At 69.2% G+C, this 16,835-nt stretch carries 12 protein-coding genes; 3 read left to right on the top strand and 9 right to left on the bottom strand.

What is annotated here, in order from left to right:
• Nucleotides 1-165: 165 nt before the first annotated feature.
• A complete protein-coding gene (locus tag ACIRON_RS19520; RefSeq protein ID WP_402994555.1) occupies nt 166-609 on the bottom strand; it encodes a DUF4279 domain-containing protein in 444 nt (147 codons plus the stop codon).
• Between the two features lie 248 nt (nt 610-857).
• On the opposite strand from ACIRON_RS19520, the gene ACIRON_RS19525 reads away from it, so the two are divergent.
• A complete protein-coding gene (locus ACIRON_RS19525) occupies nt 858-1,268 on the top strand; it encodes a DUF6924 domain-containing protein (RefSeq protein WP_402994557.1) in 411 nt (136 codons plus the stop codon).
• Here the strand turns inward: ACIRON_RS19525 and ACIRON_RS19530 are convergent.
• The 3 genes from ACIRON_RS19530 to ilvD form a co-directional block, all read right to left on the bottom strand.
• Complete coding sequence (locus ACIRON_RS19530) at nt 1,261-3,195, bottom strand: IS481 family transposase (protein WP_402994559.1); 1,935 nt, start codon at nt 3,193-3,195, stop codon at nt 1,261-1,263. The two genes, ACIRON_RS19525 and ACIRON_RS19530, sit on opposite strands and share 8 nt — an antisense overlap.
• Nucleotides 3,196-3,410: 215 nt before the next feature.
• A complete protein-coding gene (locus ACIRON_RS19535) occupies nt 3,411-3,752 on the bottom strand; it encodes a hypothetical protein (protein WP_402994561.1) in 342 nt (113 codons plus the stop codon).
• Nucleotides 3,753-4,240: 488 nt separating this feature from the next.
• Nucleotides 4,241-5,923 carry a dihydroxy-acid dehydratase gene (gene ilvD / locus ACIRON_RS19540; RefSeq protein ID WP_402994563.1) on the bottom strand — a complete coding sequence of 561 codons (1,683 nt, stop codon included), beginning with the start codon at nt 5,921-5,923 and terminating at the stop codon, nt 4,241-4,243.
• A 208-nt stretch (nt 5,924-6,131) separates the two neighbouring features.
• Between ilvD and ACIRON_RS19545 the strand changes: the two genes are divergently transcribed.
• Both ACIRON_RS19545 and ACIRON_RS19550 read left to right on the top strand, forming a co-directional pair.
• Nucleotides 6,132-7,901, top strand: coding sequence for an ABC transporter ATP-binding protein (locus ACIRON_RS19545; RefSeq protein WP_402994565.1), 1,770 nt, complete (start codon nt 6,132-6,134; stop codon nt 7,899-7,901).
• A complete protein-coding gene (locus ACIRON_RS19550; protein WP_402994567.1) occupies nt 7,898-9,646 on the top strand; it encodes an ABC transporter ATP-binding protein in 1,749 nt (582 codons plus the stop codon). The genes ACIRON_RS19545 and ACIRON_RS19550 overlap by 4 nt, the downstream gene beginning before the upstream one ends.
• Nucleotide 9,647: 1 nt before the next feature.
• Here ACIRON_RS19550 and ACIRON_RS19555 read toward each other — a convergent pair whose 3' ends face one another.
• The 5 genes from ACIRON_RS19555 to ACIRON_RS19575 all read right to left on the bottom strand — a co-directional run bounded on the left by ACIRON_RS19555 (nt 9,648) and on the right by ACIRON_RS19575 (nt 16,753).
• The gene (locus ACIRON_RS19555; RefSeq protein WP_402994569.1) at nt 9,648-11,273 is read right to left on the bottom strand and encodes an ATP-binding protein; all 1,626 of its coding nucleotides are present in this window, start codon (nt 11,271-11,273) and stop codon (nt 9,648-9,650) included.
• Nucleotides 11,270-11,833, bottom strand: a complete 564-nt coding sequence (locus ACIRON_RS19560) for a TetR/AcrR family transcriptional regulator (RefSeq protein WP_402994571.1) — start codon at nt 11,831-11,833, stop codon at nt 11,270-11,272. The genes ACIRON_RS19555 and ACIRON_RS19560 overlap by 4 nt, the downstream gene beginning before the upstream one ends.
• A 72-nt stretch (nt 11,834-11,905) precedes the next feature.
• Complete coding sequence (locus ACIRON_RS19565; RefSeq protein WP_402994573.1) at nt 11,906-13,855, bottom strand: Ig-like domain-containing protein; 1,950 nt, start codon at nt 13,853-13,855, stop codon at nt 11,906-11,908.
• A 147-nt stretch (nt 13,856-14,002) separates the two neighbouring features.
• Nucleotides 14,003-16,057: a hypothetical protein gene (locus ACIRON_RS19570; RefSeq protein ID WP_402994575.1), complete on the bottom strand. Its 2,055-nt coding sequence runs from the start codon at nt 16,055-16,057 to the stop codon at nt 14,003-14,005.
• A 30-nt stretch (nt 16,058-16,087) separates the two neighbouring features.
• Nucleotides 16,088-16,753, bottom strand: coding sequence for a heme oxygenase (biliverdin-producing) (locus tag ACIRON_RS19575; RefSeq protein ID WP_402994577.1), 666 nt, complete (start codon nt 16,751-16,753; stop codon nt 16,088-16,090).
• Nucleotides 16,754-16,835: the final 82 nt, after the last annotated feature.

Below are 16,835 nucleotides of genomic sequence, written 5' to 3' on the forward strand. Positions count from 1 at the left end.
CTCGTCGGGAGTTTTACCGGTTGGCTCGGACTGGCAGTGTCTGTGAAGGCACTCGTTCGCGTGCTCCTTGTGCGGGCGCTCGAATCCGGTGAACCCACGGACGGATAGCACATGACCGTTGACCGGCCCCAAAGTAGACCGCACGTAGCGCGGCAGATGAGTCAGTCACAGAGGAGCATGCGCCGTGAAGTCTCCCGCGTACTCATCTGATTCCACGGTGGCTCCCATGCGGGCCAGCAGTTGGATCTGTTCGGCGCTCATCCACCAGCCCATCGCGTCGTAGCCGCCGTCTGGGTCGTCGAACCACCTGACCATCATCAGGCCCGCCGCGACGTCGCCCCTGTCGACGAGATCTAGCACTCGATCAGCGACAGGCGCGATGCGATCAAGAACCTCGGAGACTTGTTCGTCGATCCGTCCGTGCGTCTCGCATCGAATCTGCCACCGGTGTGCGGCAGGGACCACTCGCGGCGACGTTTGCCGGGACCCCTTGACCGAGGTCCGATCCGGTTCGATCCCGAGATGCTGCGTGACCTGGTCGGCCGTGACAGCCTCGCTGGCAAGCCAGAAATAGCAGTACTGCTGTACCTTCCACGGCGAGTCCGACATGCTCGCCAACCTACTGGGTCGGGCTTGAGGTCGCGCACTCGATTTTGTCCATTGGCCGCGCGGATCGAGAGTGGAGAGCGCGGGATGATCCGGCCACCATTAGTTGTGTCTTGAATCGGGAGGTTCTTGACGGATCTGTGTCAGGACCTGCTTGACAGTCCGCCTAGGAAATTTGAGGGACAGCGGTCCACGGCCGCTGTCTTCGATCCTAGGCCGCGGGTGCGCCTGGCTGGGGTTTAATCGGCGGCATGGTCACCTTGCCGTCTGCGCGTGAGTCGCTCCTAGTCCGTGTCGAGTTCTCCGACGACGACGCCTGGCAGCAGGCCAAGGCCGCGGCCATCGCAACCTACGACGACGGATTCTGCGCCTACCTGCACCCCGTCGACGACCCATCGAACCAGGGCGCGTCTTGGGAAGAGCTGGTGCAGGCTGCGCCGGAGTCGCCGTATCGGCCGGCTGTGATGTTCGTCGTCGACCACGAAGCCTTGGCCGCGGAGTATCCGATCCTGGTGGTGGACCTGGTCAAGGACCGTCCACCGTTCCGCTGCATCGCCGCTGAGCTGTGGGGCATAGACAACAACCTCAACATCTCGAACATGGACTGGGAGGAGTTCGCCCGAGTCACCGGCCCCGATGGTGTCTTCCGCGGGTTCAGGTAGCGGACTCCTCAGCTGCAGCCGTTCCGTTTGAACGCGGCCGCTGGCCCTTGATGCTGCGCACGGGCTGGTCGGTGGTGCGGCGTACGACGCGGGTGTCAGTGTCGGGCAGCTCGATGGCCAGGGTCGTGTCCGACACGTGCACGATCACCTCCTGGTGGCGGTGCTCCCGGCCTAGCGCGACCTTCTGGCCGGCGACCATGATCACGCCGCTGTTCGATACTCGGCGCTGGATCCGGATCGGCTCGGTCGACGGGCGTGGCACCGGCCCGACCGGTCTACTTCGCTGCAGCTTGCGGGCCTCGCCGGGCTCGAACGGGTTCGGCCGAGTCCGCAACAGTTCCCGGGACTCGGGATCGAAGAACAGCAACGGCGCACCCTCCTCGATGTAGATCCCGATCCGGCGACCCGCCAGAATTTCCGCAGCCAGGACTACCCGTTGACCCAGCGACACCGTCCCGGCACGCGACACCGTCCGTTCGACCTCGACCACGCCGGTTGGGCGCTGGTGCCGGGTGGACACCGGCGGCGGACCGGCCGGGACCGCGCCCTGGGTGGTCAGGCTGGCGATGTCCGCGGTGGTGAATCGTGATCGAAGGGACTTGACCAGGCAGCCACCGATCGACAGGTGCACCCACTCACAGTCGATCCAGAAACGCACCAGCTGACCGGCCCGCTCCGGGCCCAACCAGAACTGGTTGCCGCACAGCGACATGTTTCCCGACGCCGGCACCGGCTTGTCCACTTCGACCGGTCCACTCGGTTTCCGCGCCCGACCAGGATCCTGCCCGCCTCGGGCCTGCCGATCTGTGTCCTGCTCCTGGTGCTCGGGCTCGGCGCCGGGATCGGGCGCGACCTCCAGCGAGGGTGGCAGCCATAACTCCAACCCGTCGGCAGCGGCGGTGGCGAACCGTTGTGACGGTGTCACCGGGGCCTTCGGGTCCAGGCCCTGGTGCGGACGCTCGGTGTTGTAGTCGACCACCCACGCGTCCACCGCGGTCTGGGCCTCTGCGACCGACGTGAACGGACCGAGCTCCTCGATCTCGGGACGGAAGGTGCCATGGAACCGCTCCACCTTCCCGTTCTGATTCGGCGACGCCGGCGCGGTCAGCCGATGCGTGATCCCGTTGTGGCGACAGATCTTGTCGAACAACACCTCACCCCGGCTCGGCCCGTACCGGCTGAACCGATCGGTGAACTGCTTGCCGTTATCGGTGATCACCTCCTCCGGCACTCCGTACCGGGCTAGAGCCTGGGCGAACGCGACACACACCGCCCGCGCGGTGGCCCGCTCCACCACCGCGGCGATGACGCAGTAGCGGGAGTGGTCATCGACACCGGTGACGATCTTCGCCTCCCGCAGCTCCCCAGTAGTCGGGTCGACCAGCCGCACCCCACCCACGATGTCGATCCCCCACAGCTGCATCGGCCCGGGCCGTTCGAACCGCTTGAACGACTCCCGCGAGCGTTTACGCGGCCTGGACTTCACCAGCCCGTGCCGCAGCAGGATCCGGTTGATCGTCGAGGCCGACGGAACCCGAATCCCGGCCAACGCCTCCTCCGGCCGCCACGCCGGAGCCTTCTTCAGCAACTCCAGACGGATCCGCTTCGCGCCCCACCGAGGGTGCTCCCGACGTGCCTCGAGCACCCAGGCCTCCACCACCGGCGGTGACTGATGCGGACACGATCCCGGCCGCGAGGACCGATCCGCCAACCCGGCCACCCCCTCACTCAGGTACCGCGCCAGCCACGTATGCACCGACTGACGAGACACCCCGACCCGCGCCGCGACCTCGGTCACCGACGACCCCGCTAACACTTCCCGAACCGCGTCCAACCGCTGCTCAACCACCGACAACGCAACCAGAGCCATTCCCGGCCTTTCGCCCGACGACGTCCGCGGAACATCGTCGACCCGATCAGCCGACATCGTGGCGAACTGTCAAGCGGGTCGTGACACCGAACTGTCAAGCACCAGCCGGGACAGGACAGGCCACCATTAGTTGGCTTCGTGAGAACTTTCTGTACTGACTCAAGGCGGCCTCCGGGGGCGTGCGGCCTGGCGGCCGGTCCCCTACGTGCCGCGCAAATGAAGAAGAGCGCCCAGTCCGTAGACCAAACGCTCACGCTCCACAGCCGAGACGATCACCGATATGGGCGGCGCCACCCGAGTTCCGGATCGACGTACTCCTCATCGCCCAGCTTCTCCGCGACCTTCGTCCTCAGCCGCAGATCCGGCCACTTCCGCCAGACCTTGCGCCGGCGACCCAGTACGGCATCCTCGACGCCGGCCTCGATCTCCTCATCCGGTGCGCCGATCGCCTCCGACAACGCCACAGCATCGGCACGTCGATTGGCACGGCTCACCCCGGCTTTCCGAAAAGGAACCGCCTTGCGTGCAGCCTTGTCGTTGTTGCCATAGTTCGGACGCCGGTCGCGCTCGAGGCTCAGCCGCTTCTTCTCCTGCGGGTTCTTCACGCGACTCATGCCCTCAACGGTAGAGGAGCGCAACCTCGGGCCGGTAGCGGTTTCAGGTCGTCGGCTGATGACGAGGGAGGAGAAGGGGTTGCTGCCGGCAGGGACACACCCCGCGACACCTCGAAGCACGGTGTGGTTGGGAAGCGTGGGGGCAAGCCCCCAGACCCCCGCCAAGGGAGCCAGATGCCGGACGTGGTGACGCTCCGCCCCCGCGATGCGGACGAGCGCACGGGCAGGGTCAGATGCGTAAGGAGTTGCGTAAGGAATGCCCCGCAGCACGCCACGATCAACCACAAAGAACCGGATCAACTCATACCCACTCCCCCGCTCAACATCTCCACGTGCACGGCGACTCGGATTTATCAGCGGGTTGTAGGTTCAAGTCCTACATGGCGTACATCGAAACCGGCCCTCACCTGGACTTTCAGGTAGGGGGCCGGTCCTTTGTTGTCTAGCCCGGGCACACAGTTGGGCATGCAAAGCCCGACTGGCGCCTCTCAGCAGGTGACGGCCCCGACGGCGGCCGACTGCACGGTCTTGGCGTACTTGCCGAGGACGCCGCGGGTGTACTTGGGCGGCAGCGGCGACCAACCGACCTTGCGCTGCTCGAGCTCGTCGGCATCGACACCGAGCTCGAGGATGCGGTTGGCGACGTCGAGCGTGATGGGGTCGCCGTCCTGCACGAAGGCGATGGGGCCGCCGTCGACGGCTTCGGGGGCGATGTGGCCGACGCAGAGGCCGGTGGTTCCACCGGAGAACCGGCCGTCCGTCACCAGGATGACGTCCTTGCCGAGGCCGGCGCCCTTGATCGCGCCGGTGATGGCGAGCATCTCGCGCATACCTGGGCCGCCCTTGGGGCCCTCGTAGCGGATCACGACGACGTCGCCAGAGACGATCCGGCCCTCCTCGAGCGCGTCCATAGCCGCCCGCTCGCCGTCGAATACCCGGGCCGTGCCGCTGTAGACCGAGTCGTCGAAGCCGGCGCTCTTGACGACCGCGCCCTCGGGGGCCAGCGAGCCCTTGAGGATGGTCAGCCCGCCGCTCTTGTGGATCGGGGTGTCGAGCGAACGGATGACCGTGCCGTCGACGGCGGGCGGCGCGAGCTCGTCGAGGTTCTCGGCCATCGTCTTGCCCGTCACGGTCAGTGTGTCGCCGTGCATCAGGCCGGCGTCGAGCAGCGCGCGCATCACCATCGGGATGCCGCCGATCTTGTCGACGTCGTTCATGACGTACTTGCCGAACGGCTTCATGTCGGCCAGGTGGGGCACCTTGTCGCCGATCCGGTTGAAGTCGTCGAGGGTCAGCTCGACCTCGGCCTCGTTGGCGATCGCCAGCAGGTGCAGGACGGCGTTGGTGGAGCCACCGAGGGCCATCACGACGGCAATGGCGTTCTCGAAGGCCTCGCGCGTCATGATCTGGCGCGCCGTGATGCCCTTGCGCAGCAGGTTGACCACGGCCTCGCCCGAGCGGTGCGCGAACCCGTCGCGGCGACGGTCCACCGCCGGCGGCGCGGCGCTGCCCGGAAGTGACATGCCCAGCGCCTCGCCCACAGACGCCATGGTGTTGGCGGTGTACATACCGCCGCAGGCGCCCTCGCCCGGACAGATCGCCCGCTCGATGCGGTCGACCTCCTCACGGGTGATCTTTCCGGCCAGGCAGGCACCGACGGCCTCGAAGGCGTCGATGATCGTCACGTCGCGGCCGTCGACCTGGCCCGGCATGATCGAGCCGGCGTACAGGAAGACGCTCGCGAGGTCGAGCCGGGCCGCCGCCATCAGCATGCCGGGAAGGCTCTTGTCGCAGCCGGCGAGCAGCACCGAGCCGTCGAGCCGCTCGGCGTTCATGACGACCTCGACCGAATCGGCGATCACCTCGCGGCTGACCAGCGAGAAGTGCATCCCCTCGTGTCCCATCGAGATGCCGTCGGAGACGGAGATGGTGCCGAACTCGAGTGGGTAGCCCCCGCCCGCGTGGACGCCGTTCTTCACGGCCTTGGCGAGCCGGTCCAGCGACAGGTTGCAGGGCGTGATCTCGTTCCAGCTGGACGCGACACCGATCTGCGGCTTGGCGAAGTCCTCGTCCCCCATGCCCACCGCGCGGAGCATCCCACGGGCGGCAGCCTTCTCCAGGCCGTCGGTGACATCGCGTGAGCGAGGCTTGATGTCGGGTGATTCGGTCATACAAGCAGCGTAATAGCGGATGAGCACCCTCGGTCCGATCTCGCATCCTCCGGATCCCGGGCGTGGCGTCCTCCTCACCTCAGACCGCCATGTCAGAATGAGAATGATTCCTGATTCTAGGCGCGGGTAAGTAGAGCGCCGGGTGGCCGTCGGCCTGCCTGATCAGGCTTCTCGGACCTCGATCTTCCCTGGACAAGGACATGCCCTGATGGCATCGCCACTGCGTGACATCCTCCGGCCCGTACGCGGCCGCCTCCTCGCCTGCATCGCGCTGACCGTGGTCTCCACGGTCGCCGGACTGGTGCCGATGATCGGCATCGTCGAGCTGGCTCGGATCCTGTTACCGGCGACCAGTGGCGCGAGCATCGACGCAGGACGGGCCTGGCTGGTGGTTCAGGTGAGCCTCGGCGCACTCGGCGTAAGGCTGGCCACCATCTTGGCCGCGTCCTGGCTCTCCCACGCCGCCGACCTCGACCTCTCGGTGCTGCTGCGGCGAAGCCTGGTGGCCCGGCTGGGGCGGGTGCCGCTGGCGTGGTTCACCGAGCGCTCCTCGGGGCAGGTGAAGAAGGCGGTCCAGGACGACGTGGCCGCGCTGCACCACCTGGTCGCACACTCGGCGATGGAGCTGACGGCTGCGATCACGCTCCCGCTGACCGTGGCGGCGTATCTCCTCTCGGTCGACGTCACGATGGCGCTGGTCACCTGCGTCCCGCTCGTCCTCGGCATCATCGGTCTGCGGATCTCGATGCGCGGCGCGGCCGAGCTCTACCAGACGTACGACCGTGGGCTGGCCGAGCTCGGCTCGGCCGCGGTGGAGCTGGTCAACGGGATCACGGTGGTCAAGACGTTCGGCCGGGAGGGCCGTACGCATCGCCGGTTCACCGAGGTCGCACAGCGCTTCGGCGGGTTCAACCGCGGCTGGATGCGGCACTCGGCGCTCGGGATGCTGCTGATGGAGCTCGCGCTGACGCCGGTGCTGACGCTCGCTCTCGTCGCGGTCACCGGTGCGCTGCTGGTGAGCGGAGGGCACCTCGCCGCGATCGACCTGGTCCCGTTCCTGGTGCTGGGGCTGACCATGACCGCACCGGTGACCGTCGCCGGGTACGCCGGCCGCGAGCTGCGCGAGGCGACCGGTGCCGCTCAGCGGATCCAGGAGCTGCTGGCCACCCCGGAGCTCCCGGTCCCGGCGACCGCCGCGAACCCGGAGGGTGGCCGGGTGGAGCTGCGCGGCGTCGGCTTCGCCTACTCCCCCGGCGGTCGGCTCGTGCTCGACGGGATCTCGCTGACGCTAGAACCCGGCACCGTGACCGCTCTGGTCGGCCCGTCCGGGTCGGGCAAGTCGACCCTGGCGCGGCTGCTGCCCCGCTTCGCGGACCCCACGCTCGGGTCCATCAACCTCGGCGGCTGCGACCTGCGCAGCCTGACCAGCGAGCAGCTCTACGAGCGGGTCTCGTTCGTCTTCCAGGAGACCTCCCTGCTGCGTACCAGCGTCCGCGACAACATCCGGTTGGCCCGTCCGGACGCGTCAGACCAGGACGTACGTCGCGCCGCGGCTGCCGCGCAGATCCTGGACCGTCTCGACGCCCTGCCTCGTGGGCTGGACTCGGTCGTCGGCGAGGACGCGCTGCTCTCCGGGGGTGAGCGGCAGCGGGTCGCGATCGCCCGGGCGATCCTGGCCGACACCCCGGTCCTGGTCCTCGACGAGGCCACCGCGGCGGCCGACCCGGAGTCGGAGGCGCAGGTGCAGCAGGCGCTGTCGCGGCTGGTCGCCGGGCGCACCCTCCTGGTCATCGCCCACCGGCTCTCCACGATCACCGGCGCCGACCGGATCGTCGTCCTCGACTCCGGCCTGGTCGCCGAGTCCGGCACGCATGCCGACCTGCTCGCCGCCGACGGCCTCTACGCCCGGCTGTGGCGGGCCGACCAGCGCGCCCACTCAGAACCCGTCCACACCCAGACCGCCGAGGTGGCCCGATGATCTCCGTCGTACGCATGCTCAGCACCCTCCTCGACCACGACGGCCGCCGGCGACTGCTGCGGGTGGTCGCCACCTTCGTCGCCACCGGCGTTCTCCAGGGCCTCGCCTTCGCGGCGCTGGTGCCGCTGCTGGTCGCGCTCTTCACCCAGGACTGGGACGGGGTGACGGTGTGGGCGGTGACGTTGGTCGGGCTGCTGGTCGCCCACCACGTCCTGCTCACCCTCGCCGACCTGGCCGGCTACGACCTGGCCTGTGACCTGCTCGACCGCACCCTGGCCCGGCTCGGCGAGCACGTCGCCAGGCTGCCGCTCGGCTGGTACGACGCCGACCGCACCGGGATGGTCGGCCGGATGGCGTCCAAGGGTGCGGCCGACATCTCCTCGATCCCGGGTCACCTGCTGCGGCCGATGACCGCCGCCGTGGTCAGCCCGGTCACCGTGGTCGCCGCACTGCTGATCCTGGAGTGGCGGCTCGGGGTGGCGCTGCTGGCCGGTGTCGTCCTGGTCTTCGCCGCGACCCGCCTGCTGAGCGTGATCATCGGGCGCTCCGAGGCCGGCTACGACGCCGCGATGGCCAACGGCTCGGCGCGCGTCGTGGAGTTCGCGCTCAACCAGCAGGCGCTGCGAGTCTTCGGCCGCACCGTCCACGGCAACGAGCTCGTCGAGGACGCCTTCGCGGCCCAGCGGGCGGCGAGCAGGCGGATGCTGGTGACCGGCTTCGGTGGCCGTGGACTCCAGCTGCTCGCCGTCCAGGCGCTGCTCACCGTGGTGGTCGCGCTCTCGGTCCAGCTCGTCCTCGGCGGCAGCCTCGACGCCGCGACCGCGGTCGGGCTGCTCGTGCTCAGCGTCCGGTTCGTGGAGTCGATGGTCGACCTCGGCGAGCTCTCCAGCGCGCTGCGGATCGCCCAGGGGTCGCTGCGCCGGGTCCTGGACCTGCTCGAGATCGCCCCGCTCCCCGAGCCGGCCGTCCCCGCGACCGCGCGTGACGGCGCGGTCGAGATGACCGACGTCTCCTTCTCCTACGACGGCTCCACCCCCGTGATCGACGGGGTCTCCTTCACCGCCCCGGCCCGCTCGCTGACCGCGATCGTCGGGCCCTCCGGATCCGGCAAGTCGACGTTGCTCCGGCTGGCCGCCCGGTTCCACGACGTCACCTCCGGGTCGGTGCGGGTCGGTGGGGTCGACGTACGCGACCTGGGGACCGAGGCGCTGATGGCCGACGTTTCGATCGTCTTCCAGGACGTCTACCTCTTCGAGGGCACCCTGCGGGACAACGTCCTGCTCGCCGCCCCCGACGCCGACCCGGCTCGCCTGGCGGAGGCGGCTCGGCTGGCGCGGGTCGACGACATCGTCGCCCGCCTCCCGCAGGGCTGGGAGACCCGGGTCGGCGAGGCCGGCTCCACGCTGTCGGGCGGTGAGCGGCAGCGGGTCGCGATCTGCCGAGCGCTCCTCAAGGACGCCTCCGTGGTCCTCCTCGACGAGGCCACCGCGGCCCTGGACGCCGAGAACGAGGCGGCCGTCCAGGAGGCCCTGACCGCCCTGGCCGCCGACCGCACCGTCATCGTGATCGCCCATCGGCTCCAGACGGTGACGGCGGCCGACCAGATCCTCGTCCTGGACGGCGGCCGGATCGCCGAGCGCGGCAGCCATGCCGACCTGCTCGCAGCCGGTGGTCGTTACCGGGACTTCTGGCAGCAGCGTACGACCGCGGCTGGCTGGCAGCTGGTCGGCGAGCCGACCAGCTGAGTCACGGAGTGGTGACGGGAACGGCCACGTCTGTGCCGCCCTCCCTCGTGAATCGCGCACCCATCCGGAAGAACGACGGCGTTGCCACGAAGCGCCCGGCGAAGAGCGCCTCGCCCTGCTGGAAGAACGGCGAGGTACGCAGCATGGCCGAGGGCGCATAGCCGAACAGGTGAGCAACGGCGGCAACGTCGCCGGGCGAATTCATCCGCATGAGTACGAGGTTGTCGCACTGCGATACGACCTGCTGATGAATCTTGTCGGGTCGCTGGGTCGAGAGCACCAGCCACAGCCCGTACTTCCGACCCTCGGCCGCGATCTGCACGAGGCGGTCCACCAGCGCCTGTTGCAACGCGCCTGAAGCGTCCGCCGGACACAGGTTGTGGGCCTCGTCGATCACGATCAAGGTGGGAACCCGGCTGGTGCGCTCCGCCCACAAGCGTTCGACGAGGTCGAGACTGACCGCCATCGGTTCGTGCGGATCCTCGAAGCCACTCAGGTCGAGCACCGTCGCTCGGCTACCCGAGGACACGATCTCGGCAGCGGACGGCAGCTCGCCCGCCCAGACCTCCCAGTGGTCGAGGCCCAGGTTCTCGATCCGCAGACCGAGCGCGCGCTCGTCCGGAGAACCCACCAAGAGCTCGCGGACCACGTGGTCCAAGCCGGACGAGGCCGTCTCGTCCATGCGGTGGATCAAGAGGTTGTACTCCTCGCGATCCCGCATCGGATCCAGCTCGAGCAACGCCGCCTGAGCTTGGCGCGACATCGTGGAGAAGCGGAGTCTGAGCGGCTCGTGACCGGTCGTGTCGGCGCCGAGGACCCGTACGGCCGTCTCGGACAGACGATCGGCAACTGCCGCCGGCGCGTCGGCGCGCGCTTCGCCGAGGCTGACGAAGTCGGCGTTGGGGTCGAGCACGACGACGCGGAGCTCGGTGTTCAAGATCAGCCGCTCGAGGATCGCCCCGAGTGCGTAGGTCTTGCCGGAGCCGCTCTGGCCGCACAGGAAGGTGTGACGGTTGAAGGCCCCAGCCCTCAGCAGAGCGGGGACCTCGTGTCCGGCGGACCGCCACGTGCCGACCTCCAGCGTGGCGCCGGAGGCCTGCTGCAGCCGTTCGAGGTGCCGTTCGCCGGGCTCGGAGAGCCGGGCGTTGCGAAACGGCTGACGGCGCTCCGGCCGCGGTACGCCGGTCTCGTCGAGCGGGCCGAGCAGGACGCCGGACCCACCGTCATCCAGCGCGGCCGGATCGTTGCAGTCCAGAACCTGACCAAGCACCGTGCCACTGTTCTCGGTGTTCAGAACCACGATGTCGCCCGGGACGACGGCAAAGGTCTCCTTCCCGACGTACACGAAGGTGCGGCCATCTGACGAATGAGCGAGCAAGCCGTCAGAAGCGTTCACTTCTTCCCCCGCAATCCCTGAGGTTTCGCCGGCGGACGACCACCCGCGGAGCACTGAACCCTTCGGATCGTATCCCGCCGCTGACCACGCCACCGGGACTTCCGACACGCTCGTACGCTCAGGAGATGCGCTCGGTGAGCGCCTGAGAGTGTCGATCTGCCAATCCCTGTAGTCGAGGTGCACCTTGCGCAGCGCGGCGAGGTCGAGATCCTCCGGCTCGACCCAACTCACAGCGCGCCGACGGCGCGCAGGACGAACTCCTCGATCCGGTCGGCGGGGAGGTTGCGGGTGCCCAGGACCGAGTGGACGAGGACGAGGGTGGCGTCGACGTCGGAGACGGCGAAGATGCCCTGATCGGCGCCCTGCTCGAGGATCTCGGCGAGGACCTGCTCGACGGCGACGATGTGCTCGCGGATCTCCTGGCGGGCCTCCTCCGGGAGGCCGCCATAGACCTGGGGACCGAAGCCCATGTGGAACTTCTCGCCGAGGGTGAGGTGGTTGCGTACGTAGATCCGCAGCCTCTCGGCCGGGTCCTCGCTCGCGGCGAGCTGGGCCTGCAGGGAGGCGACGTACTCCGAGGTCTCGTGGGTCGCGAAGGCGACCATGACCGCGTCCCGGTCCTTGAAGTGGTGGTAGATCGCGGTGCGGCCGATGTCGGCGCGCTGGGCCAGCTTCGACATGCTGATCGCGTCGTAGCTGCCCTCGGCCATCAGCTCCGCGAACGCCGCGAAGATCCGCTCGCGCACCAGCCTGCGGTGCTCGGGAACGTTCTCGGCGGCGATACGGGGCACGAGAACGAACCCTAGTGCAGCAGCTCCGGTGAGCCCCCACCATCCGCGGCGGAGGCTCACCGGAGTCAGGACTCACTTCGCGCGGACGGACCGCGTTCCGGTCACGGCCTTGTAGTTGCCGTTTCCGCTGTAGCTGATCTTGAGCTTCCAGGTGCCCTTGCCGAGGCGCTTGGACTGCGCGCCGGTCAGGGACACCTTGGCGACGCCGCTCTTGATGGTGGCCCAGCGTACGACCGACTTCTTGCCGCGGGTGAAGGTCACCTTGACCTTGCCGGTCGGCTTCGCCACACCGGCCTTGCCGACCACAACGGTCTTGAACCCGACGCTCTTACCGGCCTTGACCTTCGTCGTCCACGAGGTCTTGTAGCCGACCGAGGCCTTCGCGACCGTCACCACGGGCTTCGCCGAGGACGCCGCGACGGTGGCCGAGCCCGCGTACGTCGCGGTGAAGGTGTGCTTGCCCGGCGTCAGCGACTTGGGCAGCGTGAACATGGTCCTGCCACCGGACAGCGAGCGGGTTCCGTACGACTTCGAGCCCTCCTTGAGGGTGACCGACCCGCCGACCGAGACGTCGGATCGCACCGCGACCGTCACCGCACCGGAGGTGCCGTAGCTGCCGTTTCGCACCGAGGTCGAGACGCTGGAGGAGGCCTTCACCGCGGTGAAGGTGATCGGGGTGAAGGTCTCGTACGCCGCCTGGACGGCACCACTGCCGGCGTAGGTGTAGATCCCGTAGCCGGTCAGCGCCGGGTCGGTCGCCTTCGCGTCGAGCGCAGCCTTGTCGATGATCAGCTCGGCGGTGAAGGTGCCGTCGGGGCGCAGCTCGATCGCGCCGGCCTCCGGACCGCCGATGGTCGCGATGTCATCGGCCAGCACGGCCCAGTTCACCGAGCTGTTCACCCGGCTGGTCGAGGGCGCACCCTCCGACGGCTTCCAGAGGTCGGCAACCTTGCCGAAGGCGACGTACGCACCGGCGGGCTTCCCGGCCAGCGGCGGCCGGACCCCGGTCGCCTGCGCCGGGTCGAAGCCGGTGCCTTCCACGGTCACGGTCGTCTGGCCGGACTCCGGCACGGAGGTGCGGGAGACGGTGACGGAGGCCTGCTCCGCGACCGGCGTCTCCGGCACCACGACCTCGAGCGGGATGGTCGGCTTGCGTACGTCCGCGGAGCCGCCGCTGGAGTACCAGTAGGACGCCGAGCCGACGCCGACCTGGTAGTCGACGAAGGACTGCGGGAAGGCGCCCCAGGTGGTCCCGGTGCGGGTCTGCGGGGTGCCGTTGGCAGGTGCCTCGTACTCGACACCGAGGTAGTCGGGCGTGACGACCAGGCCGGTCTCGGTCACGTCCACGCCGCTCAGCGTGGCCAGGGTGACCTCGGCGGGAGCGAGCTCCGTCCAGGCGCCGGTGTCGTTCATGTCCGAGCCGTAGCCGCTCAGCGTCGCGGTGACGGTGCCGACGCCGTTGTCGACGGTCAGCTCCGGGTCGGAGACGTAGAAGAACGACATGCCGCTGTAGTAGACGACGGTGAAGTCGCCGTCCCAGGAGATCGAGGCGTCGTCGGCGGCGGCGTCCACGGTGCCGGTGCCGCTGTCGATCACGACCTGGTGGTCGCTGAACTTGGTGAACGTGATCGGGGTGCCGTCGGGCGCGGTGCTGAGCCCGGCCCAGGTGGTCGGGGCGTACGTGCCGTCGGCCTGCTCCTTCTCGATCCTCACCTCGCCGTCGGTCGCCTTCCAGCCGGCCGCGGCACCGTTGGCCCAGGTCGCACCCTGATCGGCGGCGCTGAGGGTCTGGCCACCGGCGCCGGGGTTGCCGAGCTTGCCAGCGGCGAAGTGGTTGTAGGTGCCGGGCGCGAAGGCCCGGGAGTTCGACTCGTTGGTGAACCCCCAGCGGAACTGGACGTCGTCGACCGAGACCGGCGCGGCCTGCGCGGGGGCTGCGGCGAGGGCGGCGAGCCCGGGCGTGATCAGCCCGGCAGCCACGGCGAACGCGAGCCCACGACGGGCTCTGGCCTTCAAGGACATGGAGATATGCCTCTCGTACGAAGAAAGTGGGGATGCCGGACGACCGGCCGGCACGGCCGAGAGCGAGCCGAGGCTCCAACTCCAAGCAAGGTTAGCCTTGCCTAAGTTAGGTTTACCTTAGAAGATCCTGGACTTCTTGACAACCTGTCAGCCGCGACGCGGCCGTACGGTCCGAAGGACGATCACCACTGCCCCCAGAAGGGCCGCAGTGCCGAGCCACCACGGCCAGGACGTACGCCACGCCAGCACGCCCGAGGCCAGCTCGGTGCCCAGCCCCATCAGGGTGTCCACCGGTCCGGCCAGCGCCGGGAAGGCGGCCGTCGCGGCCGCCAGGGCGGGGAGGACCGCCGGGTTCACGGCGGGGCTCACGGCAGGGCCGACAGAGGTGGCCGGCGAGGCGCCCGCCGGTGCCGTGACCACGGGGTTGGAGACGGTCCCGCCACTGCCGTCATCGCCGGCGCCGTCGCCGACCACGGGCTTCGTGGTGGTCACCGGCTTGGCCGCGTCATAGGAGACCGAGACCGGCAGGGCGACCTTGTGGGCGTCGGAGGCACCGCCGGAGGAGTACCAGTAGGAGCCCGAGCCCGCGGTGGTCTGGTAGTCGACGAAGGACTGCGGGAACGCACCCCAGCTCGACCCGCTGCGCACCTGCGCGGTCGCCGACGACGGCACGCTCACCTTCACCCCGCGATAGGCAGGGGTCGCCGTGAACCCGCGCGTCGCGGACAGGTCGACCTTGCCGAGCCTGGCGAGGTCGACCTTCCGCGGCGCCACCGCGGACCACTGGGTGGTGTCGGTCTGCGAGGAGGCGTAGCCGGACAGCGTCGCGGTCAGGGTCGCGGCGCCCTTCGAGACGGTCAGCGCCGGGTCGGTGACGTAGAAGAACGTCATCCCCGAGTAGTAGAGGACCGTGAACGAGCCCTTCCAGCGCACCGACCCGGAGCCGGTCGAGGGGTCGATCCGCCCGGTGCCACCGGTCAGCACCACCTGGTGGTTGCTGAACCGGCCGCCCGAGGTGGTCAGCCGCGTGCCCTCGGAGTCCGTGCTCAGCCCCGCCCAGGTCGCGGCCCGGTAGGCCGAGGCGTCGGCGGAGTACTTCTCGATGCGTACGTTGCCGGAGCTCTGCTTCCAGCCCGACTGCTTCAGCGTGGTGCCGCCCTTGCCCGGGTCGGCGATCTTCCCGGCGGAGAAGAAGTTGAAGGTCCCCGGCGCGAAGGCGGCGTTGTTGGACTCGTTGTTGATCCCCCAGCGCAGGGCGGCGTTCTTCACGACGAGCGGCCCCTCGGGGTCGGTGTCGACCGGCGTCGAAGGAGTCGGCTCCGGAGTCGGCTCCGGGGTGGGTGTCGGCTCCGGGGTCGGCTCGGTCACGACCGGGTCGGAGCCGGTGAAGTCGACTGCGAACGGCAGCGGCGGCTTCTTGGCGTCGGCGGCACCACCCGAGGAGTACCAGTAGGAGGAGAGCCCGGAGGCGAAGTGGAAGTCGAGGAACTCCTGCGGCCAGGCGCCCCAGCCGGAGCCCGTGGTCACCTGCGGCGTCTGGTCCTCGGGCACGGCGACGCGGCGCCCGGCATAGTCGGGGGCGATCGTGATCCGCCCGTCCGGGTCGATCTCGGCGCCCGCAAAGGTCGCGACGGTGACGTCGGCGACCGGGTCCATCGGCTCGCGGTTGTTCGGGTCGGTCATCGAGGAGGCATAGCCGGACATGTCGGCGCGCAGCTCCCCGGTCCCGTCGGCGGCGACGGTCAGCACCGGGTCGGAGAAGGTGAACGGCACCAGGCCGCCGTAGAAGTTGACGCTCCAGTCGCCCTCCCAGGCAACGGTCCCGGACCCGTCGGCGGCCAGCTCGGCCCGGCCCTCGTCGAACCGGACCAGCTGCTGCACGGACCCGCCGACCTGCCGGGTCCTGGTGGCGTACGTCGCCTGGGACCGGGTCCCGTCGGCAGCCACGTGCACGATCGAGACGTCGTCGGCGACCCCCTGGTAGGTCGCCTGGTCGCCGGCGGAGGCGCCCGCGGAGAAGTAGTTCGACCCGCCGAACGGCGGCGCCGACTGCATCTCCACGTTGCCTGCCCACTCCAGCGCGACGCCGTCGAGGACCACTCCCTCGGCCGGGACGTCAGCAGCGAGGGCGGGGATCTGGGGCACGCCCAGGAGAGCGACCAGTCCGGCCACCAGACCAGCGGAGAGTCGGCGGTTGTTCATGTGGGGGTTGTCCTTGTCGTTGAGAGCCTGTCACCTGCGATAGGTGTCGAGGTTGGCGCCGAGCTCCTCGAAGAGCGCCTGGTTGAGACCGAAGGCGACCTGGACCTCCTCGACGATGCGGATCTTCTCCGCGGGGCCGAGGTCGAGGGCGTCGAGACGGGCGCGGTAGCCGTCCTTGTAGGGCTTGGGCTTGGGGATCTCGGCGAACTCGTAGAACGCCACCCCCTCGCCGTCGAGCTCGAAGAACCGGTCGAGCAGCCGGCCGATCGCCTGGCCACCGGAGAGGTCGCCGAGGTAGCGGGTGTAGTGGTGAGCGGCGTAGAGACCGCCCCAGGCACGGGTGCCCTCGATCCGGGCGACGTACGCATCCGCGGCCGCGGACTCCACGGTGCCGCCCTCGGGAGCCCAGACGGCCAGGTCTGCGTCGATCGCCGCCAGGCGCTCCAGGGCGGCGTCATGGACGGCCGCGGCGACAGGGTCGGTGGCGGCGAGATCGCGGCCCACCGACTCGAGCGCGACGTAGACCTTGCGCAGGCGCAGCAGGTAGTCGGCGTACCCCTGCTCGTTGACCCGGCCGGCCAACAGCTCCTCCATGAAGGAGGAGCTCTCGGCGGCGGTGTGCTGGATCCGGGAGCCCTCACGCATCAGCGCGGAGAGCGGGGCGGCGGAGGTCTCGTCGACGAGGAGGGCGGACATGTGTGCTCCAGTCAGGTCGGGCGGCAAAGCGATCGGCGTTCCGGCAAGGATATTGACACATTGTCAGAAAGTCAGCAAGACT

Source organism: Nocardioides sp. NPDC101246, from assembly GCF_044767415.1.
Lineage (GTDB): Bacteria > Actinomycetota > Actinomycetes > Propionibacteriales > Nocardioidaceae > Nocardioides.

Coding starts and splice junctions, on each gene's coding strand:
- ACIRON_RS19565 (WP_402994573.1), bottom strand. CDS start 13,855: ATGTCCTTGAAGGCCAGAGCCCGTCGTGGGCTCGCGTTCGCCGTGGCT.
- ACIRON_RS19525 (WP_402994557.1), top strand. CDS start 858: ATGGTCACCTTGCCGTCTGCGCGTGAGTCGCTCCTAGTCCGTGTCGAG.
- ACIRON_RS19520 (WP_402994555.1), bottom strand. CDS start 609: ATGTCGGACTCGCCGTGGAAGGTACAGCAGTACTGCTATTTCTGGCTT.
- ACIRON_RS19545 (WP_402994565.1), top strand. CDS start 6,132: ATGGCATCGCCACTGCGTGACATCCTCCGGCCCGTACGCGGCCGCCTC.
- ilvD (WP_402994563.1), bottom strand. CDS start 5,923: ATGACCGAATCACCCGACATCAAGCCTCGCTCACGCGATGTCACCGAC.
- ACIRON_RS19550 (WP_402994567.1), top strand. CDS start 7,898: ATGATCTCCGTCGTACGCATGCTCAGCACCCTCCTCGACCACGACGGC.
- ACIRON_RS19575 (WP_402994577.1), bottom strand. CDS start 16,753: ATGTCCGCCCTCCTCGTCGACGAGACCTCCGCCGCCCCGCTCTCCGCG.
- ACIRON_RS19570 (WP_402994575.1), bottom strand. CDS start 16,057: ATGAACAACCGCCGACTCTCCGCTGGTCTGGTGGCCGGACTGGTCGCT.
- ACIRON_RS19530 (WP_402994559.1), bottom strand. CDS start 3,195: ATGTCGGCTGATCGGGTCGACGATGTTCCGCGGACGTCGTCGGGCGAA.
- ACIRON_RS19535 (WP_402994561.1), bottom strand. CDS start 3,752: ATGAGTCGCGTGAAGAACCCGCAGGAGAAGAAGCGGCTGAGCCTCGAG.